A 20,853-nucleotide genomic window follows, 5' to 3' on the forward strand; every position below is an offset into this window, starting at 1 on the left:
ACCCAGACACTGGCAGCCTTAGCGAAACGCGATGCCGTCAAATCCCTTGTTACCCAAATAGCTGTGGGTGGCGCATTAGGGGGATTAGACCACACGATGGGATGGGGAAAATTAGTGGAGGGAAAAGGCGTTGTCGATCCGATAAAAGCGCAGCTTCCCTTATTGAGTAATAAGAACTGGAGTCAGGTGGCCCAGCGTGTGGCGGCGCAATCCGTGGTGAGTTCAACAATAGGAACTGCCATTAATGGCGGCAGTTTTACGGATAATCTGCAAACCGCGTTGTTGAGCAATATAGGCAACCAGATTAATGCGGAAGGCGCCAAACTGATTGGTGATAATGGGGAGGTTTTAGGCCACTCAGGAAAGATATTGAGCCATGCGGTTGTGGCAGGAATTAGCGCTGAAATCGCTGGTGGGGATGCCAAAGGGGCTGCTGTAGGTGCGCTGGCGGCTGAATTAGCTGCAATCACAATGGAAAGAAGGCTATTTGAACCGGCGTATAAGAATGAAACCGAGCGACAAATCCATAAGCTTCAGGAAGCGCTGACGGGTAATGAAGTTAAGGCCCAGACCGCCAAATTTATCGGAGCATTGTCAGGTGCCCTGATTAGCCATACCCCGGAAGGCGCTTATAGTGCGGCAAACAGCGCAGAGCTTGTCTATCGTAACAACATGACTGAGCACATGTTGTACCAGTTATTGGTGGAGAATCAAAAAGATATCTTAGCGGCAGGAAAAGGGGATAAAGCGGCGGAAGAGCGCGTCATTGCGCGGCGGATTATTATTTGACTGTATGTCGTAGTCAGAGCGGGATTTTACTTTAAATGGATTTTTTTACCCAAAAAAGGCGTTCTACGTGAAAAATATGCCTTCTTGTTTCCAGAAAACGATCCAGATTTTACGTACAAATACCAGCGGTTGTTTTTTAGATAAAATGTAATCCAGCCCTGATGTAGTAGTTCATAATTACATTTTTATCCCTTGAATGTTTTCACTAATTTAATTATAGTACTTTTAAATTTTTGATAGGGTAAATTAATTATTAGTTCGGTGGTGATTTACATCGTTAAATTCCCTGAGTTTATGCTTATTTCAGCCATATAAATACAGATCTAAGCTTTCGCCAGTTTAATATTTATGAGTTAACCCAATAATACGGGGATGTTAATTCAAGAAGTGTATATACCCAATAGATTTCAAGATGCATTGCGACGGCAAGGGAGCGAATCCATGGGAGCATAGATAACTCTGTGACCGGGATGAGTGCAGCCAACAAAGAGGCAACTTGAAAGATAACTGGTATAAATAAAACATATTACTTAAAGGGAGAGTGCGACAGATTATTTCAGAGAAAGTTTTTTTATACTTTTCTTGTTTCGCTCTTGTAACCGCATTTTAATTTGCCGTAGTTGATCGTTTTGGTTCGTGGGGTCAGATGGGAGAGTCGGGCGTATCTTGGAGGACTATGAATAGCCTTTACGTTCATGTAGCTAAATTATATCCATGAGCACCAGAGGGATTTCTGCCAATATTAGGATGGGGTGTCACTATTCTAGAATTTATTTTGGATATAACTTTGTTATGAGGAGTTAAGCCCAAATTAACTGCATTAGTGACTACTGTCTTATTACTGATTTTTGCAATAAGTATGGCAACATTTCATAGTCTGAAATTAATGCTAAGTTTTAGTGTATTAACTTGTGCAGTCTGTGTAGTGTTCCTTTATTTAGGAAGTACTAACGAAAAATTGTAGAAATTCTGATATTCAGACAAAACGTTATTTACCATTTCTTCTAGCTTAGTTAATTTTTAGGAGTATTAATTATGTCTGTTTTACGTCTTGCTTACTATGAACTTTCCCCAGATCTGTTGCAGGGATTCCGTCAGGTAAAACAAGGATTGGAAGGTAGCCCGTTAGGTTTACCAATTATCGAGCTAGTCTATCTACGTGTATCACAAATTAATGGCTGTTCATTCTGTTTGAATATGCATACCAAAGCATTACGTGAACGCGGTGAGTCTGAGCGTCGTCTAGCAGAACTCGCAGGTTGGCGTGTCAGTTCTCAGTTTACTTCCCGTGAAAAGGCGGCGCTCGCTTGGACTGAATCACTGACTTATGTGGTTAACACTCACGCTGATGATAACGACTATCTACCCGTGAAAGAGCATTTCTCTGACAAAGAAATCTCTGATCTTACTTTTGCAATCGCTCTGATGAACGGGATGAATCGACTTGCTATAGGTATGCGCCAGTAACAGCCTTGACACCTTCTTTAGAGGGTGTCGCAAAAGGCGTGTATTATCCGTTAAGATCTGCGTACTTCTTTTAAGCGCAGATCTTTTATGACCTTATTCATTCGAAAACGGGAACCTTCCCTTCATACCGGACGTCAGTTTGTCAAAGCTCAGCACTTACCTGTATTGGATGGCTCTCTTTCTGATTAGCTCAGGCAAATGGGGGAGCGATACCAGTCTTGGGCGTTTTATTTATTAGCACCAATCCGTCCTGACGGGATCGTTTTTTAGGGCACTGACCTTATCCATTTTGCACCGTAGTCATTCGGACGGCTCGTGCCTGGCCGGTGACGGGACAGTGATAGAGGCGGCCTGTTCTCATTACCACCTTTTAACTCAGGAAGCGATTTCACGTGAAAAAAATACTCTCACGGCCACCCCTGCCACAGCGCAGACAGAAAAACGTATAAAGCAATTGGAACAGGGAGCCGGCGTATTACGGTGCCGACAAGAAAATTGCGAAAAAAAAGGAAGGATGCCAGCCAACTGCGTATCAATCCAACAGAACCCAAAGCCGTCGTCCAGAAACTCAAGCGGGGAAGGGGATTTTCAACTTCCTATAAACCGTCTGTTTTAGTCAACTTTATGGAATAGAGAGAGCTTAGCGTTTTAATGAGAGAAATGCCTATAAAAAGTCATATTCTGATTTTTGTTTAACCAAATAATTTTATTAAAAATATGAGATCTCACCCTTATGAAATACCTGACTCATATGCTCTGAACCGGAGTCTGACTCCGGTTCTTTTATAGGTAAGTTATTTTTTTATTCTATGAATAAAGCGCTTTTATAGGTAGGAGAAGCCAATTTCCTGTGAGTACTTTTTGTAGAAAATCAGTCAGGTTTTTCTGATGGTTTTCAACCTCTTCTTTGCTGAATATTGATGAATCAGCATCAAAATCAACGACTAATTCTCCAACATCTACTTTTCCACGGTAGATAATGTTAAAGCTAAAACAGTCATAAAGCCCGCTGGTGAGTATATGGCGTTTAACCTGGCAATCGACAAAATTGGGGGAGTCAAAAGGTAATACATTGATGAGTGGAGAAAATAAATAGCGGGTATCTTGAGGTAAATTATGATCTAAAAAGATTTGTTCTATACGATATCTGGCATGAGTCCGTTGAGTATGAAGCGCGTTGATTGTCTTTTTCAAAAAGCTTTCTAATATTTCATCCGGGTTGGTGTTTATCAATAGGGGAAGAATATTAGTCATTAATGCCGGTATATTGGTCCTGAAACGGGTTCGGCGATTCATATAGGGTAACCATAATGACATTGAATATTCACTATTTTGTGTCTGTGTCGAGAAATGGTGAAGCAAGTAAATGCTTGAAAGTACCACTAACAGATCAGGCCAAGCGATCTCTGTATCTGCTGATAAACGCGTTAAGCCTGTGACAATATCCTCGGAGAATGTATAGCTGGCGTAATGGTGTTTGGTACTATAGTCGGCACGGGCGATATCCATGGTTGTAAGGCGCGCGGATGAAAGATAATTTTGCCAGTACAAGCGGTCCTTTTCATATTGCTTGCTGTTACAGTACTCTTGTTCTTCAGTGAGGTAGCTGCTGAGTGAATGAAAGGATGCATCAGAATAGGTCTTCTTACCAAGATAGTACGAATAAAGATGTGCACAACGATGTTCAATGAGTGCCATACCAAATCCATCAAGAATAATATGGTGAGCGCGGTTGTACCAGAGATAATGAGACTCGCTTAATTTGAATAGCCATTGAGCAGATAGCGGTTGAGTTAATAAATTCAGCTGAGATTCCACATCAGTCTGCATGAGTTGTAGCGCTGTTTGGAAGGGCTCGGATTGCGTTTGTAAATCGATGAGTTTTAACTGTGGTGTGGCGGCTTGATTTGGTTGTTGTAAAGGAAATAGTTCTTCTTTAAGGAGCTGAAAACGAATAGAGAGCACATCTGTTTCACTAATCATCATCGTTATTGCTTTGCAAAGTGCTTCCTGATTGACATTACCCTGGATATCCAGATAGTGCGCGACAGTCGAAACAACTCTTTCGGAATGTAGACTGAACTCGTGCCAGTAATATTGTTGTGCTTGTGTCAATGGAATCCAGCTAGAAGTTTGAGTGATATTTAACATTGGATAAACCTTATGAATTCATCATAGAAAATCGAATAAAAAAATGGATAAAACTCTCTTCTATGCTTGTGATAGGTGTTTACGCAATGTTGAGCCATAATATTCCCATCTGAACAAGCCAGCGCGTAATTGCCTATTTATTCCCATGACATTCATTCTCCTATTTGAGCACCATTTTTTCATTTATTGTTTTGGGATGAGATCTGAGTTGGTTTTATAGCTGAGAAAATGAAACATTTGTTGTGCTATACAACAAGAATGTGACGTATTTCGTGATCATCATTATTGTGTATGATAATCATTATTAATCTCATTGTCGGATATTAGACAAAATGATACAATATGAAAATATTACCCAGTTAACCGCACCCACGACATTTCTTTTAAGCGCAGGAAATGACAGAGCAGCTGAATTTTTAAAAGACCCTGTACTCGCTAATTTGGCTTCGGTTAAAACAGGACAAGTCTACGGTCTTGGTATGAATTCGTTTCGAATTGATTATTACAGTGCAAAAGAAATTGCCGACAGTATCGTTAAACGGTTTGGTATTAAGCAGGAAGTGAAATAACTTAATAATTGTTTGAGCTGGATATGAAAAAATTGATTTTTTCAGCTGCTAATTCTGGTGAGCAAGCCCATAAACGGCAATTCAGATTTCAGCGAAAAGGGTTGCTGTTTTTTGGGTTATTACTGGTGGCATTTTCAGTTTTCAGTTTTCAGTTTTTAGTCTTTTTGTTGGGACCCGCCCTGTCACGATAAAAGTTACCTGGGAAGCATTCACCGCTTTTAATCCTGCCAATGGTTCTTTTTACAGCGAGGAAATTGAACATCATTGAGATGGGAGATGATATTGCCAGTCAGCTCGGTATTAATGTGGGACGTGTTCGTTTTATCATGATTTTTTGTGCAGTCGTGTTAGCGGCTCTTGCCACTGGCGCTTCCGGGCCGATTGCTTTTGTTGCTTTGGCGGCACCTCAACTTGTGGCTCGTCTGACCCGTTCGAGAAATATGCCTGTTATCAGTGCTGCACTAATGGGGGCTTGCCTTTTACTGGCAGCAGGTCTGTTTACACAGCTTTTACCTTTAGATTTCAAGATGCATCGCGAAGGCCAGGGAGCGAATCCCCAGGAGCATAGATAACTATGTGACTGGGGTGAGTGAGTGCAGCCAACAAAGAGGCAACTTGAAAGATAACAGGTATAAACCCTTGTTCAATGCGGGCCAGGATATAAGGTTGGTGGCAGAACTATTCATGTGATGGATATAATAATACATTTATTTTTGAATTCTTTATCTTTCTCAATTGATGGAAGATTTTGGTTATTTATATTGCTAACTTAGGTTGTGAATTATTCCTTTATTTTCCTGGCTTGTTTTTTTAGGGTTAAAATTAATTCTATAAAATATAGGGATATATTCTCAGTTGATTTTTTTTCTGGTGGGCTAAATATATTGCTAAAACCTTATATTTTACCAAGTTATCTTTCGCCTTCTTTATTTCTTAAAAATAATTAATTGTTTTATGTGTGAAATTTATCTTTCTGTTGTGTTGATCACATTTAATGATAATGATTTTTATTTACATACAATAATGTACCTTGTTATGATAATTACTACTATTAAAGCAATAATAAACAAAAACCTAAAAGTAATAATAATGGCTTGAAACTATTATATACCCAATAGATTTCAAGATGCATCGCGACGGCAAGGGAGCGAATCCCCGGGAGCATATACCCAATAGATTTCAAGTTGCAGTGCGGCGGCAAGAGAACGCATCCCCAGGAGCATAGATAACTATGTGACTGGGGTAAGTGAACGTAGCCAACAAAGCAGCAGCTTGAAAGATGAAGGGTATAGATAACTATGTGACTGGGGTAAGTGAACGCAGCCAACAAAGCAGCAACTTGAAAGATGAAGGGTATAAGCGAAATTAACATGGGGTAAATCACACCATGTTTTTACAGACTGGGATCCACCGGTCAGCAATGTCACGATTTAATTTATTAATCAATTAAAACTATTTTGTGTAAGCTGGCTAAAGGAGAAAAATGAATGAATAGGTTGCATTCAACTCTGCAACATGAAGTATCAGAAAGAGAACATACTAAAAAATCACGTTTTGTCGGTATTTTTAGTGCCTTATTTTTCGGTGCTATTGTATTGACAAGCACTGACGCTATTGCAGCAGAGGAAAAAAACACACAAAAGGACCAAAAAGGAAATACTGAGGCATTATCTCCAGAAGAAGATGTACTGGTGGTAACCGGAGAGAAAGTTAACCGCTCTATTTATGATAGTGGTTCAAGTGTCGAGGTTTATAATCTTCGCAAAATGAAATCTATACTCAAGACACTTCAAAGTGCATGTTTGAAAAACGATTATATTGTTGAATTTAAATGTTTTTACGTCTGACGGTTCAAGCATCTTGAAGTTCATTCGGTATATTCCTAATCCTGATGTTAACACGCTGCGGCAAATGACGCCGAACGTTGTTGATAATGGTATTAGTAATGCTCTTCCCGCCATAACGATTATAAGGATATGCAGTTGCCTTACTATTTGGGGCCAAATGCAACCATGATACGTAATGCTGGTCAGGTTGAAACGTATGGTGCAGAAGTTGGTGCCCGCTGGAAAATCTCAGCATATTGGATAGCTAACCTCCAGCTTGGTTATAACTTCAAGTGGGGACGTGCCACATTATTTGCTCAGAATTTATTTGACTCCGATAAACGTTTATTAGTTCCAGATAATAACGTTAATTCAGCAATTTATCAGCGCCCGAGAATGATTGGTGCGACGTTTGAACTGAAGTTTTAAGGTGACCAATCAACAAGTTTGAAATAGTAACTCAATAAGAACCGGACAGTGGGCGTCAAACTTATTTGCCCTCCCAAAAATGGAGGGTAATTGTATTGAGTGGGAGCACGACATCCCTCTGTCCGAAAATATAATAAAAGATTATATACCCTATGGATTTCAAGATGCATCGCGGTGGCAAGGGAGTGAATCCCCGGGAGCATAGATAACTATGTGACCGGGGTGAGCGAGTGCAGCCAACAAAGAGGCAACTTGAAAGATGACGGATATATGTAGCCCAGCGTTGGCTGGAAGAAGTGGGAATATGGCAAGAGAGTTTAAGCGGTTACTGACAGATGATGAAGCATTGCTTCTAAATGAAGTATTTCATACCCATGCTGATAATCATCCACCTTCCGAAGTCTGGGAAACTGAAAAGGATTTAACTGAGTTTGAAGAGATGATGTGGCTTCATCATCAACAGGATTCTGATACTTCTGGTCAGTTTGCCTATGCCTGGTCATTGACAGGAAATATCAACATAGGTCGGCTCATCAGAGTATTAGAGCTTCTGACTAAAGATATGGTTGGAGTTAACGTTAGGTATCGTTTTGATGATGAAGGCGATTTGCGTAAATATTGCGATACAACAACGAATTCTTCTATCGACATTTATCAGATTCAGTCTGATGAAGAAGCGATAAATAGTCTCCTCAAGGAACAGTGTAAACCGATCGGGCTTGATGAATATCCACCCATTAAATTTATGTTGTTTATGAATGGAAAGCGTGGGGTTATTTTGGGTGTGATCGTGCATCATATTCTGAGAGATACCGTATCATTGTCGCAGATGCTTATTATGCTTTCCGATGCCTATAATAATGATCTGAAGACCATTGGATTTGGAAAGGAAGATTTATTTAGAAAGCGACTCTCGGCTAAATGGTTATCATGTGAGTCTGGAAAAATAGGCATTCCCTGGCTCTATAAATCCGATACCACCAGGAACGCGTTAATTAAAGAAACGGGTAAAATTAGCTATCTCGATGATTCCATTCATGATCGTTTTGTGAGTAGATATCGTACTACAATTGATGTTGATGTATTTGCTTCATTTTTACCTGCGGAGAAAACAGCATATTCAGCATTGGCAACCGTAGTAGCATTATTCGGTTGCTATATTGCAGTGATAGGTTCTCATTTGGATGTGAATGTTAGTGTGTCGTGCGACCCGGAATATACACATGATGAACTTAATAGCCAATTTTTCTATTCAGCGTTGATGTCATTGTGTGTGTGCCAGGATGATAGAAGCTTTGACAAAATCATTGCTGATATTGAAAAGCAGATAGAAAGTGGTAATTCACAAGCAGGCAATGAAGTAGAGTACGGGCGTGACAACCCACATATTCTTGTGACCTGGCTTAATGAATCCCAGTTATCACTCGGGTTGAATGATGTAATTGTTGAGTTATTACCTATTCCACCGTTGAACGCTCATTTCGATATCTCGCTAGCTGCCGGAAATGTAAATGAGGAACAATGGTTTTTTGAATTAATAACGGGTCCGTCAGTTTCTGCACATATCGGCGCATTTCTGTTAGAAGGTTTTTGTACATTTATTCATGAACAAAATGTCGCTATTGCACCAAAACTTACGTCTATTTTTTCGCTTCCAACGAAGAAAAAACATGAAAATATCGGTGACACATCATTGACTATTGCCAAACAGCAAAAAGAGCATGAGGTAACCGACAGAAGCGATAACTATCGTAAAGTCGCCAATATTATTTTAAATGAATTCAGACAAGCGCTTTCTTCACCAGAAATGACAGTCAGTGATGACTTTTTTGATCATGGCGGGCACTCACTTATTGGCACCCGAGTGATAGGTAGATTACTGAGCTTACATAACATAGAGATCCATATTAATCATCTCTTTAGTTATCCGACAGCGTTGAAACTTGCCGAATATGCGCAATGTCATGATCCTATTGATGAAAACAAAAACGAGATAAGTGAAGAACAATCTGGAGAAGATATTTCGGTTGTTGCACCTTTATCCCTTGCGCAAAAATCGCTATGGAAAGCGTATGCGGCATTTGATTTCAATGACATCTTCAATTTACCTTTTATTTTAAAATTTTCTGCAGATATCGATGAACTGATATTTCAGCAAGCTTTTTTTGATGTACTGCAAAGACATTCTGTATTGCGTAGCCTATTTTATGAGAAAGATGGCGAAGCCTATCAATGTGTCGTCCCAATGAAGGATTTATCGAATTATCAGTGGTTTTGGGATTCTCGTGAATATGGCCCCCTTTCCTCAGGAGAGATATTAAAAAAAGAGGGAAAATATCAGTTTGATTTATCTAAAGAACTTCCTTTGCGCATTAAATTTGTAACTGATAAGGATTCAGGAAAGCAGTTTTTATCTATGTTATTCCATCATGTCGTACTTGATGAGTGGTCTGTTGTTGTATTAATGAAAGAGCTTAAACATGCCTATAAATATAGACTGATAAATGAGACACCAGAGTGGCAAGAGCAACCCTTACCATTCTATCAATATGCAATCAGGCAAAATGATGAGGGAATGAATCAATCTCATCTTGATTATTGGGTTAATAATTTACGGGGAGCGCCAAGCGGAGAACCCATTTTTAAAAATGCGGCCCGCGAATTATCTGGGAAGGCGAATTCCTGTGAAGGTCTTGAGTTTGAGATTGAAAAAGTGGTGGCTCAAGGCTTGCAGTCACTTGCCAGAAGAAATGGCGCTTCATTCTTTAACGTTCTTTATGCCAGTATTGTTGCATCGCTTAATTTATTGGGGGCAACTGATGATCTTCTGGTGGGAACGTCGGCTTCGGGACGTGATGATGTGAGTTTCTTTGATACTATCGGTTATTTTACGACGCTGGTGATACACAGAGTTCGTTTTACTGAACAAATGACATTTACTGATCTTATCACTCAGGTTAAGAGCAATATCAATGACTCGCTACCTTATACTGATATCCCCATTGATCTGATTGAAGAAGCTCTGTCAGGCCATGCAGATCAAGGAAAAGATCATTTGTTCGAGGTATATATTCAGTTACATGCAAAAAGTAGTTTGAGCGGTGAGTTCCATATGTTGGATGGTAGTCATATTGCATTTCAACAGGTTGTTTTGGAAAAGCAGGAATCTCTGTTGGGGCTTCACTTTGAAATTGTGGAAGAAATGATTGCAGGTGAAGAAATAGTACGCATTTTATTTAATTATCGTTCAGATCGTTATAGTGCGGCTCAAATCGCTCAAATATCAGAGACTATTAATGGCATTTTGGTACTGTTTGCAAAAACACAGGATAGCGATATCCCACTTAGAGCGATTCTGCCAAGATTATCCACGCGCATATACCCAATAGATTTCAAGATGGATCGCGACGGCAAGGGAGCGAATCCCCGGGAGCATAGAGAACTATGTGACCGGGGTGAGTGAGTGCAGCCAACAGAGCAGCAGCTTGAAAAATGAAGGGTATATATGAATGTTGATGCTAACTAATTAACAACGTTTTTGTGAGAGAATGGATGACAATGTTAATACCAAAACATGATAACCAAAGTGTTTTATTACCTTGTCGCTTGAGTGTGGAAGAATTGCGCCTGGGTTACGGTGAACATATCGTCTGTGATGAACTGAATCTGCGTATTCCTGATAGTCGTTTTACCGTGATTATCGGCCCTAATGGCTGTGGTAAATCTACGCTATTAAGAAGCTTATGCCGTTTGCTACGCCCAGAATATGGCAGAGTTTGCCTTGATGGACACGATATTCACACTATACCGACACGCGCTTTGGCCCGTCAGCTGGGATTATTACCGCAAAGTGTGCAGGCCCCTCAGGGGATCAAAGTTGTTGATTTAGTGGCTCGTGGGCGTTTTCCCCATCAGCGGTTATTGCGCCAATGGAGCCATGAGGATTATGAAGCGGTGCGCCAGGCAATGGATGATGGCGTTTTACAGGGGGATAGCTATGGTTTTTAAATTTATTTATTAGAATGATATCCCTGATAGATTCAATCAATAACTTTTAATATCGGACAGAATAATTAGGAATTAGGATGGATCGGAGTAAAATCTCTAAATGGAATAAAGGGAAATGTTTTAGATATATATTAATAAAATTATATTTAAATTTATTTATTGACTGTCTAAGTCGTAATTTTATTTGTAGCAAGTGATGCAAAATTATATCGAGGGAAAGTTCCATTTTCGTGATTACACGATTAACCGATAGAGGTAAGACTTGTGCTAGATCTATATAGAGATGCTTTGCTGACTGGTTTTAATGATCTTAATAATAAGGATTTTCTGTTTCTTTCATCCAGTAAAAGTTTGTTAGCACAGGGGCAATATGCGCTTATATCAAAGCCACTTGATGATGCAGTAAACCCTGATAGCCTGATTCAGCAAGAAATACATCAATTATTCCAGCGGGCGAAGAACGATGGGATTGAGAATCCTGTTCTGGTAGGGGCAATTCCTTTCGATAAACAGCAAAATGCGGCACTTTTTGTTCCTGAAAAATGCCATTGGTTCCAAAGACAGCAGTTTCCCGCGCTTATTTCCAATTCAGGCTATACAGAAAAGAGACGCTGCCAATGGCCTGATAAAATACACTTTAGCCATATGGTGAGCACCGCCATTGATGCAATGCGCAATCATGCATTAGATAAAGTTGTTCTTTCGCGGTTGCTTGATATCGAAACTCATCAGCCATTAGATTCAATTCAATTATTACGACATCTTAATCAGCAAAATAGTTGGTGTTATAACTTTCATGTTCCGTTGGAAAATGGGGCATTGATTGGTGCAAGCCCAGAATTATTAGTACGTAAACAGGGCAATACTATTTTTTCTCAGCCGCTGGCAGGTTCAGCAAAGCGTAGTGAAAACCAGGAAGACGATCACAAATTACGTCAGGCGCTTATTCAGTCTGTCAAGGATAATTATGAGCATCGGTTGGTGACCGATATGATTAGAAATGTACTCGAAGGCCGTTGCCAAAAGCTACATATTTCTAAAATGCCTTCCACCATCAGCACGCCGGTACTCTGGCACCTTGCTACTGATATTGAGGGAGTGCTGAGGGCATCGCAGGAAAACGCACTTTCTATTGCTTGTCTGCTGCATCCGACGCCGGCTCTTTGTGGCACTCCGTATCAGACCGCGAAAAATTTAATTGAGCAATTAGAGCCGTTTAAACGAAATCTCTTTGGCGGTATTGTCGGATGGTGTGACGCGAAAGGGGATGGTGAATGGGTGGTGACTATCCGCTGTGGTGAAGTGAATGGTTCGCGGATAAGGTTGTTTGCAGGAGCTGGCATTGTGTCTGATTCGAATCCAGAGTCAGAGTGGCAGGAAACGGAGGTTAAATTTTCAACAATGTTACGTGCATTCGAGTTTTCACAGGAGGTATGCCCCGCATGATAGTTGAATTTAATCGTTGGCCGAAAGCGTTGGAACAGCGCTATCGGCAGCTTGGTTATTGGATAGATCTTCCTCTTTGTGACATTTTGACCCGTCAGTCAGATAACGGGAAAATTGCACTCATCTGTGGAGATCGCCAGTTCAGTTACGCTGAACTTAATCTGCTGGTAGATAGTTTTGCCGCAGCATTACAACAACAGGGTGTTAAACGAGGACAAACCGCCTTAGTTCAATTAGGCAATAAGGCTGAGTTTTATGTTGTTTTCTTTGCCTTATTGCGACTTGGTGTCGTTCCGGTTAATGCGATATTTAGCCATCAGCGTAGTGAACTTTGTGCTTATGCTGATCAGATTGGTCCCGCATTATTGATTGCTGATCGCAACCATTCCTTATTTAGCGACGACGATTTTATTGATGAACTCAGAATTCGTACTCCGTCTTTATGTCACGTTGTCTTACATGGTGATAATGATAGTATTCTGGATTTTGAGACTCTGTTAGCACAAGGCGCTGGTGACTTTATCGCTAATCCAACACCTGCTGATGAAGTTGCATTTTTCCAATTGTCAGGAGGAAGTACGGGAACACCTAAACTTATTCCCCGAACGCATAATGATTATTACTACAGTATTCGTGCCAGTGCGGAAATTTGTCAGTTTAATGCTGAAACTCGCTATTTATGTGCACTTCCTGCTGCGCATAACTTTTCTATAAGTTCACCGGGGGCGTTAGGGGCGTTTTACCGCGGAGGACAGGTCATTTTAGCGCATAACCCTGGCGCTGATTGTTGTTTCCCACTTATCCAACAACATCAGGTGAATGTTGCTGCATTGATACCACCAGCAGCCAGTGTATGGCTTGAAGCAATAGCACTTAGTGGTAACCGAGACGCGCTAAAAAGCTTGCGATTGCTACAGGTTGGTGGGGCAAGGTTAAGTGAGAGCCTGGCCAAACGTATTCCAAACGAAATGGGGTGTCAATTACAACAAGTTTTTGGCATGGCTGAAGGTTTGGTGAACTATACCCGACTGGATGATGACGAACAGCATATTTTTACGACCCAAGGTCGTCCTATAAGTCAGCATGATGAAGTTTGGGTTGCTGATAACGATGGCAATCCTGTTCCTCGTGGTATTGCTGGCCGATTGATGGTTCAGGGGCCTTATACCTTCCGCGGATATTACCGCAGCCCACAGTATAATCAGCAATGCTTTGATAGTAATGGATTCTATTGTTCTGGTGATCTCGTCATCATGACATCTGATGGTTATTTACAAGTCGTGGGACGCGAAAAAGATCAAATCAATCGTGGAGGGGAAAAAATTGCTGCGGAGGAAGTTGAGAATTTATTACTTCGGCACCCTGATGTCATTTATGCCGCGCTTGTCGCTATTCCTGATGAATTAATGGGGGAAAAAAGCTGTGCTTTTGTCGTATTACGAAAACCGATGAAAGCCGTATTCTTACGACGTTATCTACGTGAGCAGGGAATAGCAGATTATAAATTACCCGACCGGTTTGAATCTGTCCTTTCACTGCCATTAACACCCATTGGAAAAATAGATAAGCAACAATTACGTCAACTTGCTAAGCAATTTGTTCAGCCATCACTCGTTGGAGAAAGAAATGAGCATTCCTAAATTGAATAGTTATGACTTACCCGTGGCAGAAGGACTTCCGACAAACAAGGTCAATTGGTCATTAGATAAAAATCGGGCTGCATTGTTAGTTCATGATATGCAAAATTACTTTCTTAATTTCTGGGAAGAAAATAGCCCGTTAATTAATCAAGTTGTGGCTAATATTGCCAGACTGGTAGAAACCTGTCGGGAAAATGGAATACCGGTATTTTATTCCGCTCAGCCTAACCAGCAAAGTGATGAGAAAAGGGCGTTGTTAAATGATATGTGGGGGCCTGGGCTGAACTGGCACCCCGAACTGCAAAAAATTACAGATACGCTCGCACCTCAGGCTGGCGATACTGTTATGGATAAATGGCGATATAGCGCATTTCAGCGTACTGATTTTGAGCAACAACTGAGAATATCTGGACGTGATCAGCTGATTATTTGTGGGGTTTATGCACATATTGGCTGCTTAATGACAGCAACTGATGCATTTATGCGTGATATACAGCCCTTTATGGTGGCGGATGCTTTAGCCGATTTCAGTTATGAAGAACATATGATGGCGCTTAAATATACCGCTGGGCGCTGTGGACGTGTAGAGACTACCGAGCAACTTCTTGCTGCCTTAAATGCAAAACAAGTGCAATGGAATAAAACGCGCCTAAAAGGGCTATTACTGCCTTTGTTAGATGGGGATAGTGGTGATATTGGTGATGATGAAAATTTGCTCGATTATGGGCTGGATTCTGTACGTATCATGTCTCTCATTTCCCATTGGCGCCAGCAAGGATATGAAGTTGATTTTATTTCATTAATGAAAAATCCCACAATAAATGGTTGGATAACGTTATTCACTGAGCATCAGGGAGCCTGAAATGAGTATTACGCTTGATTTTAGCGATAAAATTGTCTGGGTAACCGGCGCAGGTAGCGGTATTGGTTATCAGACGGCTTACCGTTTTCAGCAAGCGGGTGCGAAGGTGATTGGGTTTGATATTACTTTCCCAGAGGGGAATTTGCCCTTTACTCCTTGTTTGCTTGATATTAGCGATAATATTGCCGTTTCACGTTGTTGCGAACAACTCCTTGCACAACAGCCACGACTTGATGTGCTGGTCAATGGTGCTGGAATATTACGCCTTGGTGCGACTGAGGAGATAATGTTTGAAGATTGGCAACAGTGCTTGTCTGTCAACGCGGGAGGTGCATTCAATCTGTTTCAGGCAACTATTCCCCAGTTTCAACGTCAAAAAGCGGGAGCTATCGTCACTATTGCGTCAAATGCGGCTCATGTTCCTCGCGTTGGGATGTCGGCCTATTGTGCTTCTAAAGCAGCATTGCGTAGTCTCTGCTTGAGTGTTGGATTGGAATTAGCTCCTTATGGCGTTCGTTGTAATCTTGTTTCACCAGGATCGACAGATACGCCAATGCAGCGTGATATGTGGCAAACAGAAGCTTCTAAGCAGCAAGTTATTCAGGGATTTTCTGAATTATTCAAACTGGGTATTCCGCTTGGAAAGATAGCAACGCCAACAGAAATTGCCGATGCAGTATTGTTTATGGCCTCTGATCTTGCAAGCCACATTACTTTACAAGATATTGTCATCGATGGTGGTGCAACGCTTGGAGCTTAATCGCCTATCATTTTGAATAACATGCTGTATTAGAGATTGCTAGAAATGAAATACCTTTTTCATTTCTAGCGCTCGACCCCTTATTTATATGGCGGCTAATTCTTGTGATACCTGCTATTACTTTCCTCCGTGGTGAATAGAGAGTCGGCGCCAGAGCCAATTCAGCCCGGTACTTCCTGTTGTGCCGAACAGTCCGGCAATTGCAAAAGTCATATAGATGCTGCCGCCACTTTCAAAACTCAGTAATCCTCCTAGTACACCCGTGAAGCAGGAAATGGTGAGTTGACAGAGTACGTTAATCCAACTCCATGTGTATTGTTTATTCTGCATGTCTATGATGTATCTGACTAATCCGCCCCAGGCCGCAATAAAACCAATGATCAACCAGATAATAAGTTGAGTATCTGACGGTATTATGAACGACACCTTTCACCTCTATTATGTGTTTCCCGCCCGTTAGCCAGGCGGGGTATATCAAGTTACATTTTCACCTCAGTTGCTGTGTCATTTTCATCCTCATTAATGGTAAACCAGGGAGTAAACAAGGTTCGCCGAAACCAGCCTTTTGCGGTGATAACTTTCACTTCTCGACCAACGGGGTCATATATATGGGTATCGGCATAAGCTTCTTGTCGGCTGCTGCTATCGCTGACATAACGCCAATCATTGAGAAAATAAGGCTGATAGGTCCGTATGGGTTGTCCTTTGTTGTCATACTCAGTACGTCCGGTTACCGCCCAGCGGATATTGGTATCCCCAATTTTCGTGACCAGTGCACCCTCTTTGTTGCGTTGCCAGGCTTTGCCCGCTTCATGTCGGACAGCTACTTGTAGAGAACGGCCAAAGCCATCACTGAATGTCACTTGCTGGCGAATTTGTTGAGCCGTATCTTTGTCATAACGATCGGTAGTTAGTGTGAGGCTGTGAGGAGGTAAACGGGTGCTGTTTAACAAGCTGATTAGTTGAGTGGATACACTTCGGCTTTGTAACCAGCGGCGATGAGCTAATATGCAGATACGCCCGTCTTTAGTGATGATTCGGGAATTTTGCAACATTTGTTGTTCTTGTGCTGACAGTGTACTCAAGGTTTTCTGACTTAATGCTGGCATCCAGCTTTCCGGAGCATAGACTTGACACTGTGCTACAGGGAGCACTCCAGTCAGAGCAATCGCTTCGTCTACCTGGGTTGGTGGAAGGAACGCGGTTTTTTCCGGTGGGGTATAACCGGTCATCACACCGTTTTCTGTTCCCCAAAAGCGATGGGTTATCGGGCGGCCCAGTGCATCCAGCGTGATAAAGTGTATATTGTCATTCGCATCGGTGAGTTGTATGGGCGTTAGAAAGCGCCAGTCATATTTCGCTGACGTTGTCAGACCAGCAGCATTTCGTGTTTGTATTACAACACAATAATTTACATCCCAGGTTAATGTGGTTTTTCCCGTGAACTGTGTGTTGTTCTGTTTTTGTGGGCGCCAGAACTGTGTGGCCGTACCGTAATCGGTATAACCATGACGCGCTGTCCAGACTTTGCCTTCTCCGGTACGAGGGAACAGATAATCTGCTTGTTGATACCCTGCTTGTTTCAGCGTTTTTGGCAATTTCTCAGATGTGATACTCCCATCAAATGCTGACAATGAGGATTGATTGAATACAGCGGTTTCTGTGAAAGCAATCAGCGCTTGTCGTGTTGGTATTTGCAGTGGTGTTGTATTTTGTCCATCGGTATAAAATATTTTTTGCTGACCGAGGTATTCACGCGGCTTATCATCCGCAATCAGGCTATTTTCAGCATGCAGAATTTCCAGGTTTAAACCACCGGCAGGGAGATATTGAGTGTCATAAGTAAAAGTATCACTTCGGGTAGCATCGGATAATCCCAGCACCCTGACGATATTGCTGGTTAGATGGTGCCAACTGAATTGTTGATAGGTTAGCCGTAATTTATGTTGCTGGTTATCATAACTGCTGGCAAACAGGGCATCGGATAATGTATCAGGATACGGGTTGGTTGTAGGTTGGTTACGACGTGGATATTGGATTGAAATCCGTTCCAGAGGCTGGCCGAATAAGTCGCTGGATAACGTGATATCCTGGCTACACTGCGGATCGCTGGCAATACGTTCATAGTGATAGCTGCGGCTTTCTGCTACGGATGGCCAAAGTACAGGATATCGACTATCTGTATTCTGTAATCGGCGTACCTGTGGACGGAATTCGGTAACAGTATAGGGAATTTGTTCTAGTGCACTGCCATCCAGCCCATACAGTTCACTGCGTAGCGGTTGACCTTTCAGCGCCCGGTTTAACCAGTATTGGGCGTTGTCATCTTCTGGCGTCAGGAGAATATCTTTGTTATTTGCCCAGGTAGTCAGGCGTGGTGTAAAACCATTAAACGCCTGAGTATCGCCTCGCCAATACTCGGCTGATAACGCGTTATCTATTTCAGGTAGACCGGTGGCATACCAGTTTTTGGTCAGCGCTGGTGGTGTACGCTCAGGTGCACTGCCTCGAGCCAGTTGATGACTATCCGTTTGTTCAACATAACCAAATCCGCGAAATTCTCGTTCACGTCCGTCCCAGGCTCCGTGAACATAACGCATGGTTGTCACTAATTTGTTGCCGCTGATTTCGTCTTCTATCTCTGTTTGCCAGAGAGTATGTACGGGGAAGGGCAAATAACAAACCGGTGTTTGTCCAGAGGCTAGTGTTTTGGCTTTTTCATCCAGCCAAAATTGAGCGGAGCTGCGGTAACGCAGCGTGTGATTAGCCCCCATATTGTTATTCATTTCACTGAGTAGCCAGGGTTTATGCAGTGTCAGGTCATAACGCCAGTGATGAGGCGACATATGCGGTACGCTCAGTATTAGGCTGGAGATACCCAAGCCTTGAATATCGGCTACTTGTAACTGGCAGGTATTATCAAAACGTAGACCGTCCGGGAAGGTTAATGTCACAGGTGCGGCAAAACTGTTGCCACTTTTATTTAGAAAGATATCCAGACGGTTTGTGTGAACATAAATCAGGTCAGCCGGACCGCTGCCATCCAGATCAGCTAGATAAACCTGAGCTGGATTAAACTCAGCTTCGGGTTGGCTAAATCCCGATAGGATGATTGGCTGACCAAAGCGCCCGTGTCCCAGATTTGGCCAGCAGGTAACTTTAGTCGCGCTGACTTCAATCAGGTGTGCTTGACCGGAGCCCAGTACATCACTAAAAGCCACTAATTTGCGGGCATCAGCGCCCGGTATCGGCAAAGTTACATTCCCGGATTGCACGACATCTTGCCCTTTGGTAAAGCCGTCACGGGTATTGGCATATAAACGTACACTTTTTGGCCCGATTAGGGCCAAATCAGACAGTCCAGCTCCCATTAAATCGGCAAGTTGAGCTCGAGGGTGGAAATATTCTACTGGCAGAGCGTTGAGCGGGGTGAAACGTGTCCAACTGCCATCCGAGCGTTGGCTGTAGTATCCCCGTAGCCCCGGCCCGGTGACTACCCAGTCAAGCTGGCCATCGCCATTGATGTCTATCAGTGATGCATTGTTTTGCAGAGAGGGAATAACCGATAAGGGTTGTATTTTTTCCCAGGTGACGGCATTGGGATCGCTTCCAGTTTGACGTTGTGCAGAACGGTACCACCAGGCTCCTTTCTCTTGATACAGAAGACCGGGCACCCCTTCGCCTTTCAGATCAATCAATTGCCAGCGCTGAATGACATTGAAATTTGCCAGCACATCCATCGGTTGCCAGCGAACGTTATGTTGTAGCGAAAAGTCCTGATATGCAAATTCTAGTGGTGGAAGGGTGACGGCGGTACCATCTTGTTCATGCCCCACTTTGCGAACAGATACCAGTGTGCTGGCTATTGCACTTTCGTCATAATCTAATATCAAGCGTGAAACTAATGTCAGTTCATCGTGTTTTTTCGCCTGTTCGGCCAGTTTTTGCAGACTATGATACATCAATATCTGGCGGCATAAGCGACGAGTACGCAATTCAAAACCGTATTCATAACGGGAAAAACGGTCCTGTCGGCAAAGCCAGTTATCTGCTGTTGTAAATGTTGGCGATGTTTGTAAGTCATTATTGCGTTCGCCGTAATCAAATACCAGACAGAACAGCCAGCTTGCTTGTGACGGGACATGGCCATCCAGACCTGGTAGGGTTTCGCTGGCTGCCAGGTTGCCGTAGTGTACGGTGTGGAGATAACGTTGAGCCGTAGCTTGTGGATGTGCTGTAATCTCATCAGTTTCACAACCTGTTTCATTTTCGGTGCGGTACTGATAATAAATTTGTTCGCCATGGGGTGATACTGATGCTTCTAGTAGCCACTGGGCTGTTTGCGTAGTTTCTGATGGGTTACTAATACGTGCTTGAGGATTTTTGCCCAGCAAGTGTACCTGTCCATCTGGGTTGTATATCAGCCAAAAATCTGTTGCGTTGGTTGTTTTCGGCTGCCAGTACTCTAACCGGCTGAAATGACTTTCCAAACGGGAACGGTAGCCGGTAACGGTGAAAGTGGTACCCAAGTTGATGTCTTGTAATGTGGATTCATCACGGGGGTGATCCGCGACAATCAGAACTTCGCCTTCCGGTCCGAGGAAGGTATCGGTTTCATCATAATGGGGGACACCAAAATGCGTTCGGCGGCGAACCGCCATAACGCTGCAATCCCAACCTAGTCCAAATGGGCCATTACCGGACCCGCTGTTATAGTTCAGAGTTAATGAGGGGGCATAACCGCGCCCGGCAGAAATAGGTAACGGCAGAGAAAGTGCGGCCATACCATCCGGTCCGGCGGGTGTTAATGCTTCACCCATACCCGTGATAGCACCTCCCCCTTTGGGCAACGACAGCTCCGTAATATTGAAATCTTGTGAGTTTTGCATATAAAGACTCCTTGCAG

13 protein-coding genes and 2 pseudogenes are annotated in these 20,853 nt (G+C 42.5%); 12 read left to right on the plus strand and 3 right to left on the minus strand.

Annotated features, from left to right (window positions below; all coding sequences use genetic code 11):
* On the plus strand, window positions 1-789 hold a 789-nt coding region (locus BO26_RS08780; RefSeq protein WP_036770888.1), incomplete at its 5' end, for a DUF637 domain-containing protein.
* Between the two features lie 1,035 nt (window positions 790-1,824).
* Window positions 1,825-2,256 carry a carboxymuconolactone decarboxylase family protein gene (locus BO26_RS08785; protein ID WP_036770889.1) on the plus strand — a complete coding sequence of 144 codons (432 nt, stop codon included), beginning with the start codon at window positions 1,825-1,827 and terminating at the stop codon, window positions 2,254-2,256.
* 807 nt (window positions 2,257-3,063) lie between these two features.
* On the opposite strand, the gene BO26_RS08795 is transcribed toward BO26_RS08785, so the two are convergent.
* Window positions 3,064-4,407, minus strand: coding sequence for a condensation domain-containing protein (locus BO26_RS08795; protein WP_036770892.1), 1,344 nt, complete (start codon window positions 4,405-4,407; stop codon window positions 3,064-3,066).
* A gap of 332 nt (window positions 4,408-4,739) precedes the next feature.
* Between BO26_RS08795 and BO26_RS08800 the strand changes: the two genes are divergently transcribed.
* The 10 genes and pseudogenes from BO26_RS08800 to dhbA all read left to right on the plus strand — a co-directional run bounded on the left by BO26_RS08800 (window position 4,740) and on the right by dhbA (window position 15,947).
* The gene (locus BO26_RS08800; RefSeq protein WP_036770893.1) at window positions 4,740-4,976 is read left to right on the plus strand and encodes a hypothetical protein; all 237 of its coding nucleotides are present in this window, start codon (window positions 4,740-4,742) and stop codon (window positions 4,974-4,976) included.
* Between the two features lie 254 nt (window positions 4,977-5,230).
* Window positions 5,231-5,548, plus strand: a complete 318-nt coding sequence (locus tag BO26_RS08805; RefSeq protein WP_236637405.1) for an iron chelate uptake ABC transporter family permease subunit — start codon at window positions 5,231-5,233, stop codon at window positions 5,546-5,548.
* Between the two features lie 915 nt (window positions 5,549-6,463).
* Entirely contained in the window at window positions 6,464-6,823 is a 360-nt protein-coding gene (locus BO26_RS08810; protein ID WP_036770896.1) for a hypothetical protein, read from the plus strand.
* Window positions 6,824-6,934: 111 nt separating this feature from the next.
* A pseudogene (locus BO26_RS08815) lies at window positions 6,935-7,231 on the plus strand (TonB-dependent receptor domain-containing protein); the annotation flags it as partial.
* A gap of 259 nt (window positions 7,232-7,490) precedes the next feature.
* A complete protein-coding gene (locus BO26_RS08820) occupies window positions 7,491-10,694 on the plus strand; it encodes a condensation domain-containing protein (RefSeq protein ID WP_081861877.1) in 3,204 nt (1,067 codons plus the stop codon).
* Window positions 10,695-10,789: 95 nt separating this feature from the next.
* Window positions 10,790-11,200, plus strand: a pseudogene (locus tag BO26_RS08825) (ATP-binding cassette domain-containing protein); the annotation flags it as partial.
* A 303-nt stretch (window positions 11,201-11,503) separates the two neighbouring features.
* Window positions 11,504-12,685, plus strand: coding sequence for an isochorismate synthase (locus BO26_RS08830; RefSeq protein ID WP_051690919.1), 1,182 nt, complete (start codon window positions 11,504-11,506; stop codon window positions 12,683-12,685).
* Window positions 12,685-14,325, plus strand: a complete 1,641-nt coding sequence (locus BO26_RS08835; protein WP_051690924.1) for a (2,3-dihydroxybenzoyl)adenylate synthase — start codon at window positions 12,685-12,687, stop codon at window positions 14,323-14,325. Before BO26_RS08830 ends, BO26_RS08835 begins: the two co-directional genes overlap by 1 nt.
* Window positions 14,312-15,187 (plus strand): isochorismatase, encoded by an 876-nt coding sequence (locus BO26_RS08840; RefSeq protein WP_036770899.1) that lies wholly within the window; start codon window positions 14,312-14,314, stop codon window positions 15,185-15,187. Before BO26_RS08835 ends, BO26_RS08840 begins: the two co-directional genes overlap by 14 nt.
* Before the next feature lies 1 nt (window position 15,188).
* Window positions 15,189-15,947, plus strand: coding sequence for a 2,3-dihydro-2,3-dihydroxybenzoate dehydrogenase (dhbA, locus tag BO26_RS08845; protein ID WP_036770900.1), 759 nt, complete (start codon window positions 15,189-15,191; stop codon window positions 15,945-15,947).
* Between the two features lie 117 nt (window positions 15,948-16,064).
* Here the strand turns inward: dhbA and BO26_RS08850 are convergent, their stop codons facing one another.
* Both BO26_RS08850 and BO26_RS08855 read right to left on the minus strand, forming a co-directional pair.
* Window positions 16,065-16,373 (minus strand): phage holin family protein, encoded by a 309-nt coding sequence (locus tag BO26_RS08850; protein ID WP_036770901.1) that lies wholly within the window; start codon window positions 16,371-16,373, stop codon window positions 16,065-16,067.
* 53 nt (window positions 16,374-16,426) lie between these two features.
* Entirely contained in the window at window positions 16,427-20,836 is a 4,410-nt protein-coding gene (locus BO26_RS08855) for a SpvB/TcaC N-terminal domain-containing protein (protein WP_036770903.1), read from the minus strand.
* Between the last annotated feature and the right edge of the window lie 17 nt (window positions 20,837-20,853).

This window comes from Photorhabdus australis DSM 17609 (assembly GCF_000711895.1).
GTDB lineage: Bacteria > Pseudomonadota > Gammaproteobacteria > Enterobacterales > Enterobacteriaceae > Photorhabdus > Photorhabdus australis.

What these genes read in the sequence shown, in the direction of transcription:
- BO26_RS08855 (WP_036770903.1), bottom strand. Translation starts at nt 20,836, where the DNA reads ATGCAAAACTCACAAGATTTCAATATTACGGAGCTGTCGTTGCCCAAA.
- BO26_RS08840 (WP_036770899.1), top strand. Translation starts at nt 14,312, where the DNA reads ATGAGCATTCCTAAATTGAATAGTTATGACTTACCCGTGGCAGAAGGA.
- BO26_RS08800 (WP_036770893.1), top strand. Translation starts at nt 4,740, where the DNA reads ATGATACAATATGAAAATATTACCCAGTTAACCGCACCCACGACATTT.
- BO26_RS08820 (WP_081861877.1), top strand. Translation starts at nt 7,491, where the DNA reads ATGACGGATATATGTAGCCCAGCGTTGGCTGGAAGAAGTGGGAATATG.
- BO26_RS08795 (WP_036770892.1), bottom strand. Translation starts at nt 4,407, where the DNA reads ATGTTAAATATCACTCAAACTTCTAGCTGGATTCCATTGACACAAGCA.
- dhbA (WP_036770900.1), top strand. Translation starts at nt 15,189, where the DNA reads ATGAGTATTACGCTTGATTTTAGCGATAAAATTGTCTGGGTAACCGGC.
- BO26_RS08810 (WP_036770896.1), top strand. Translation starts at nt 6,464, where the DNA reads ATGAATAGGTTGCATTCAACTCTGCAACATGAAGTATCAGAAAGAGAA.
- BO26_RS08785 (WP_036770889.1), top strand. Translation starts at nt 1,825, where the DNA reads ATGTCTGTTTTACGTCTTGCTTACTATGAACTTTCCCCAGATCTGTTG.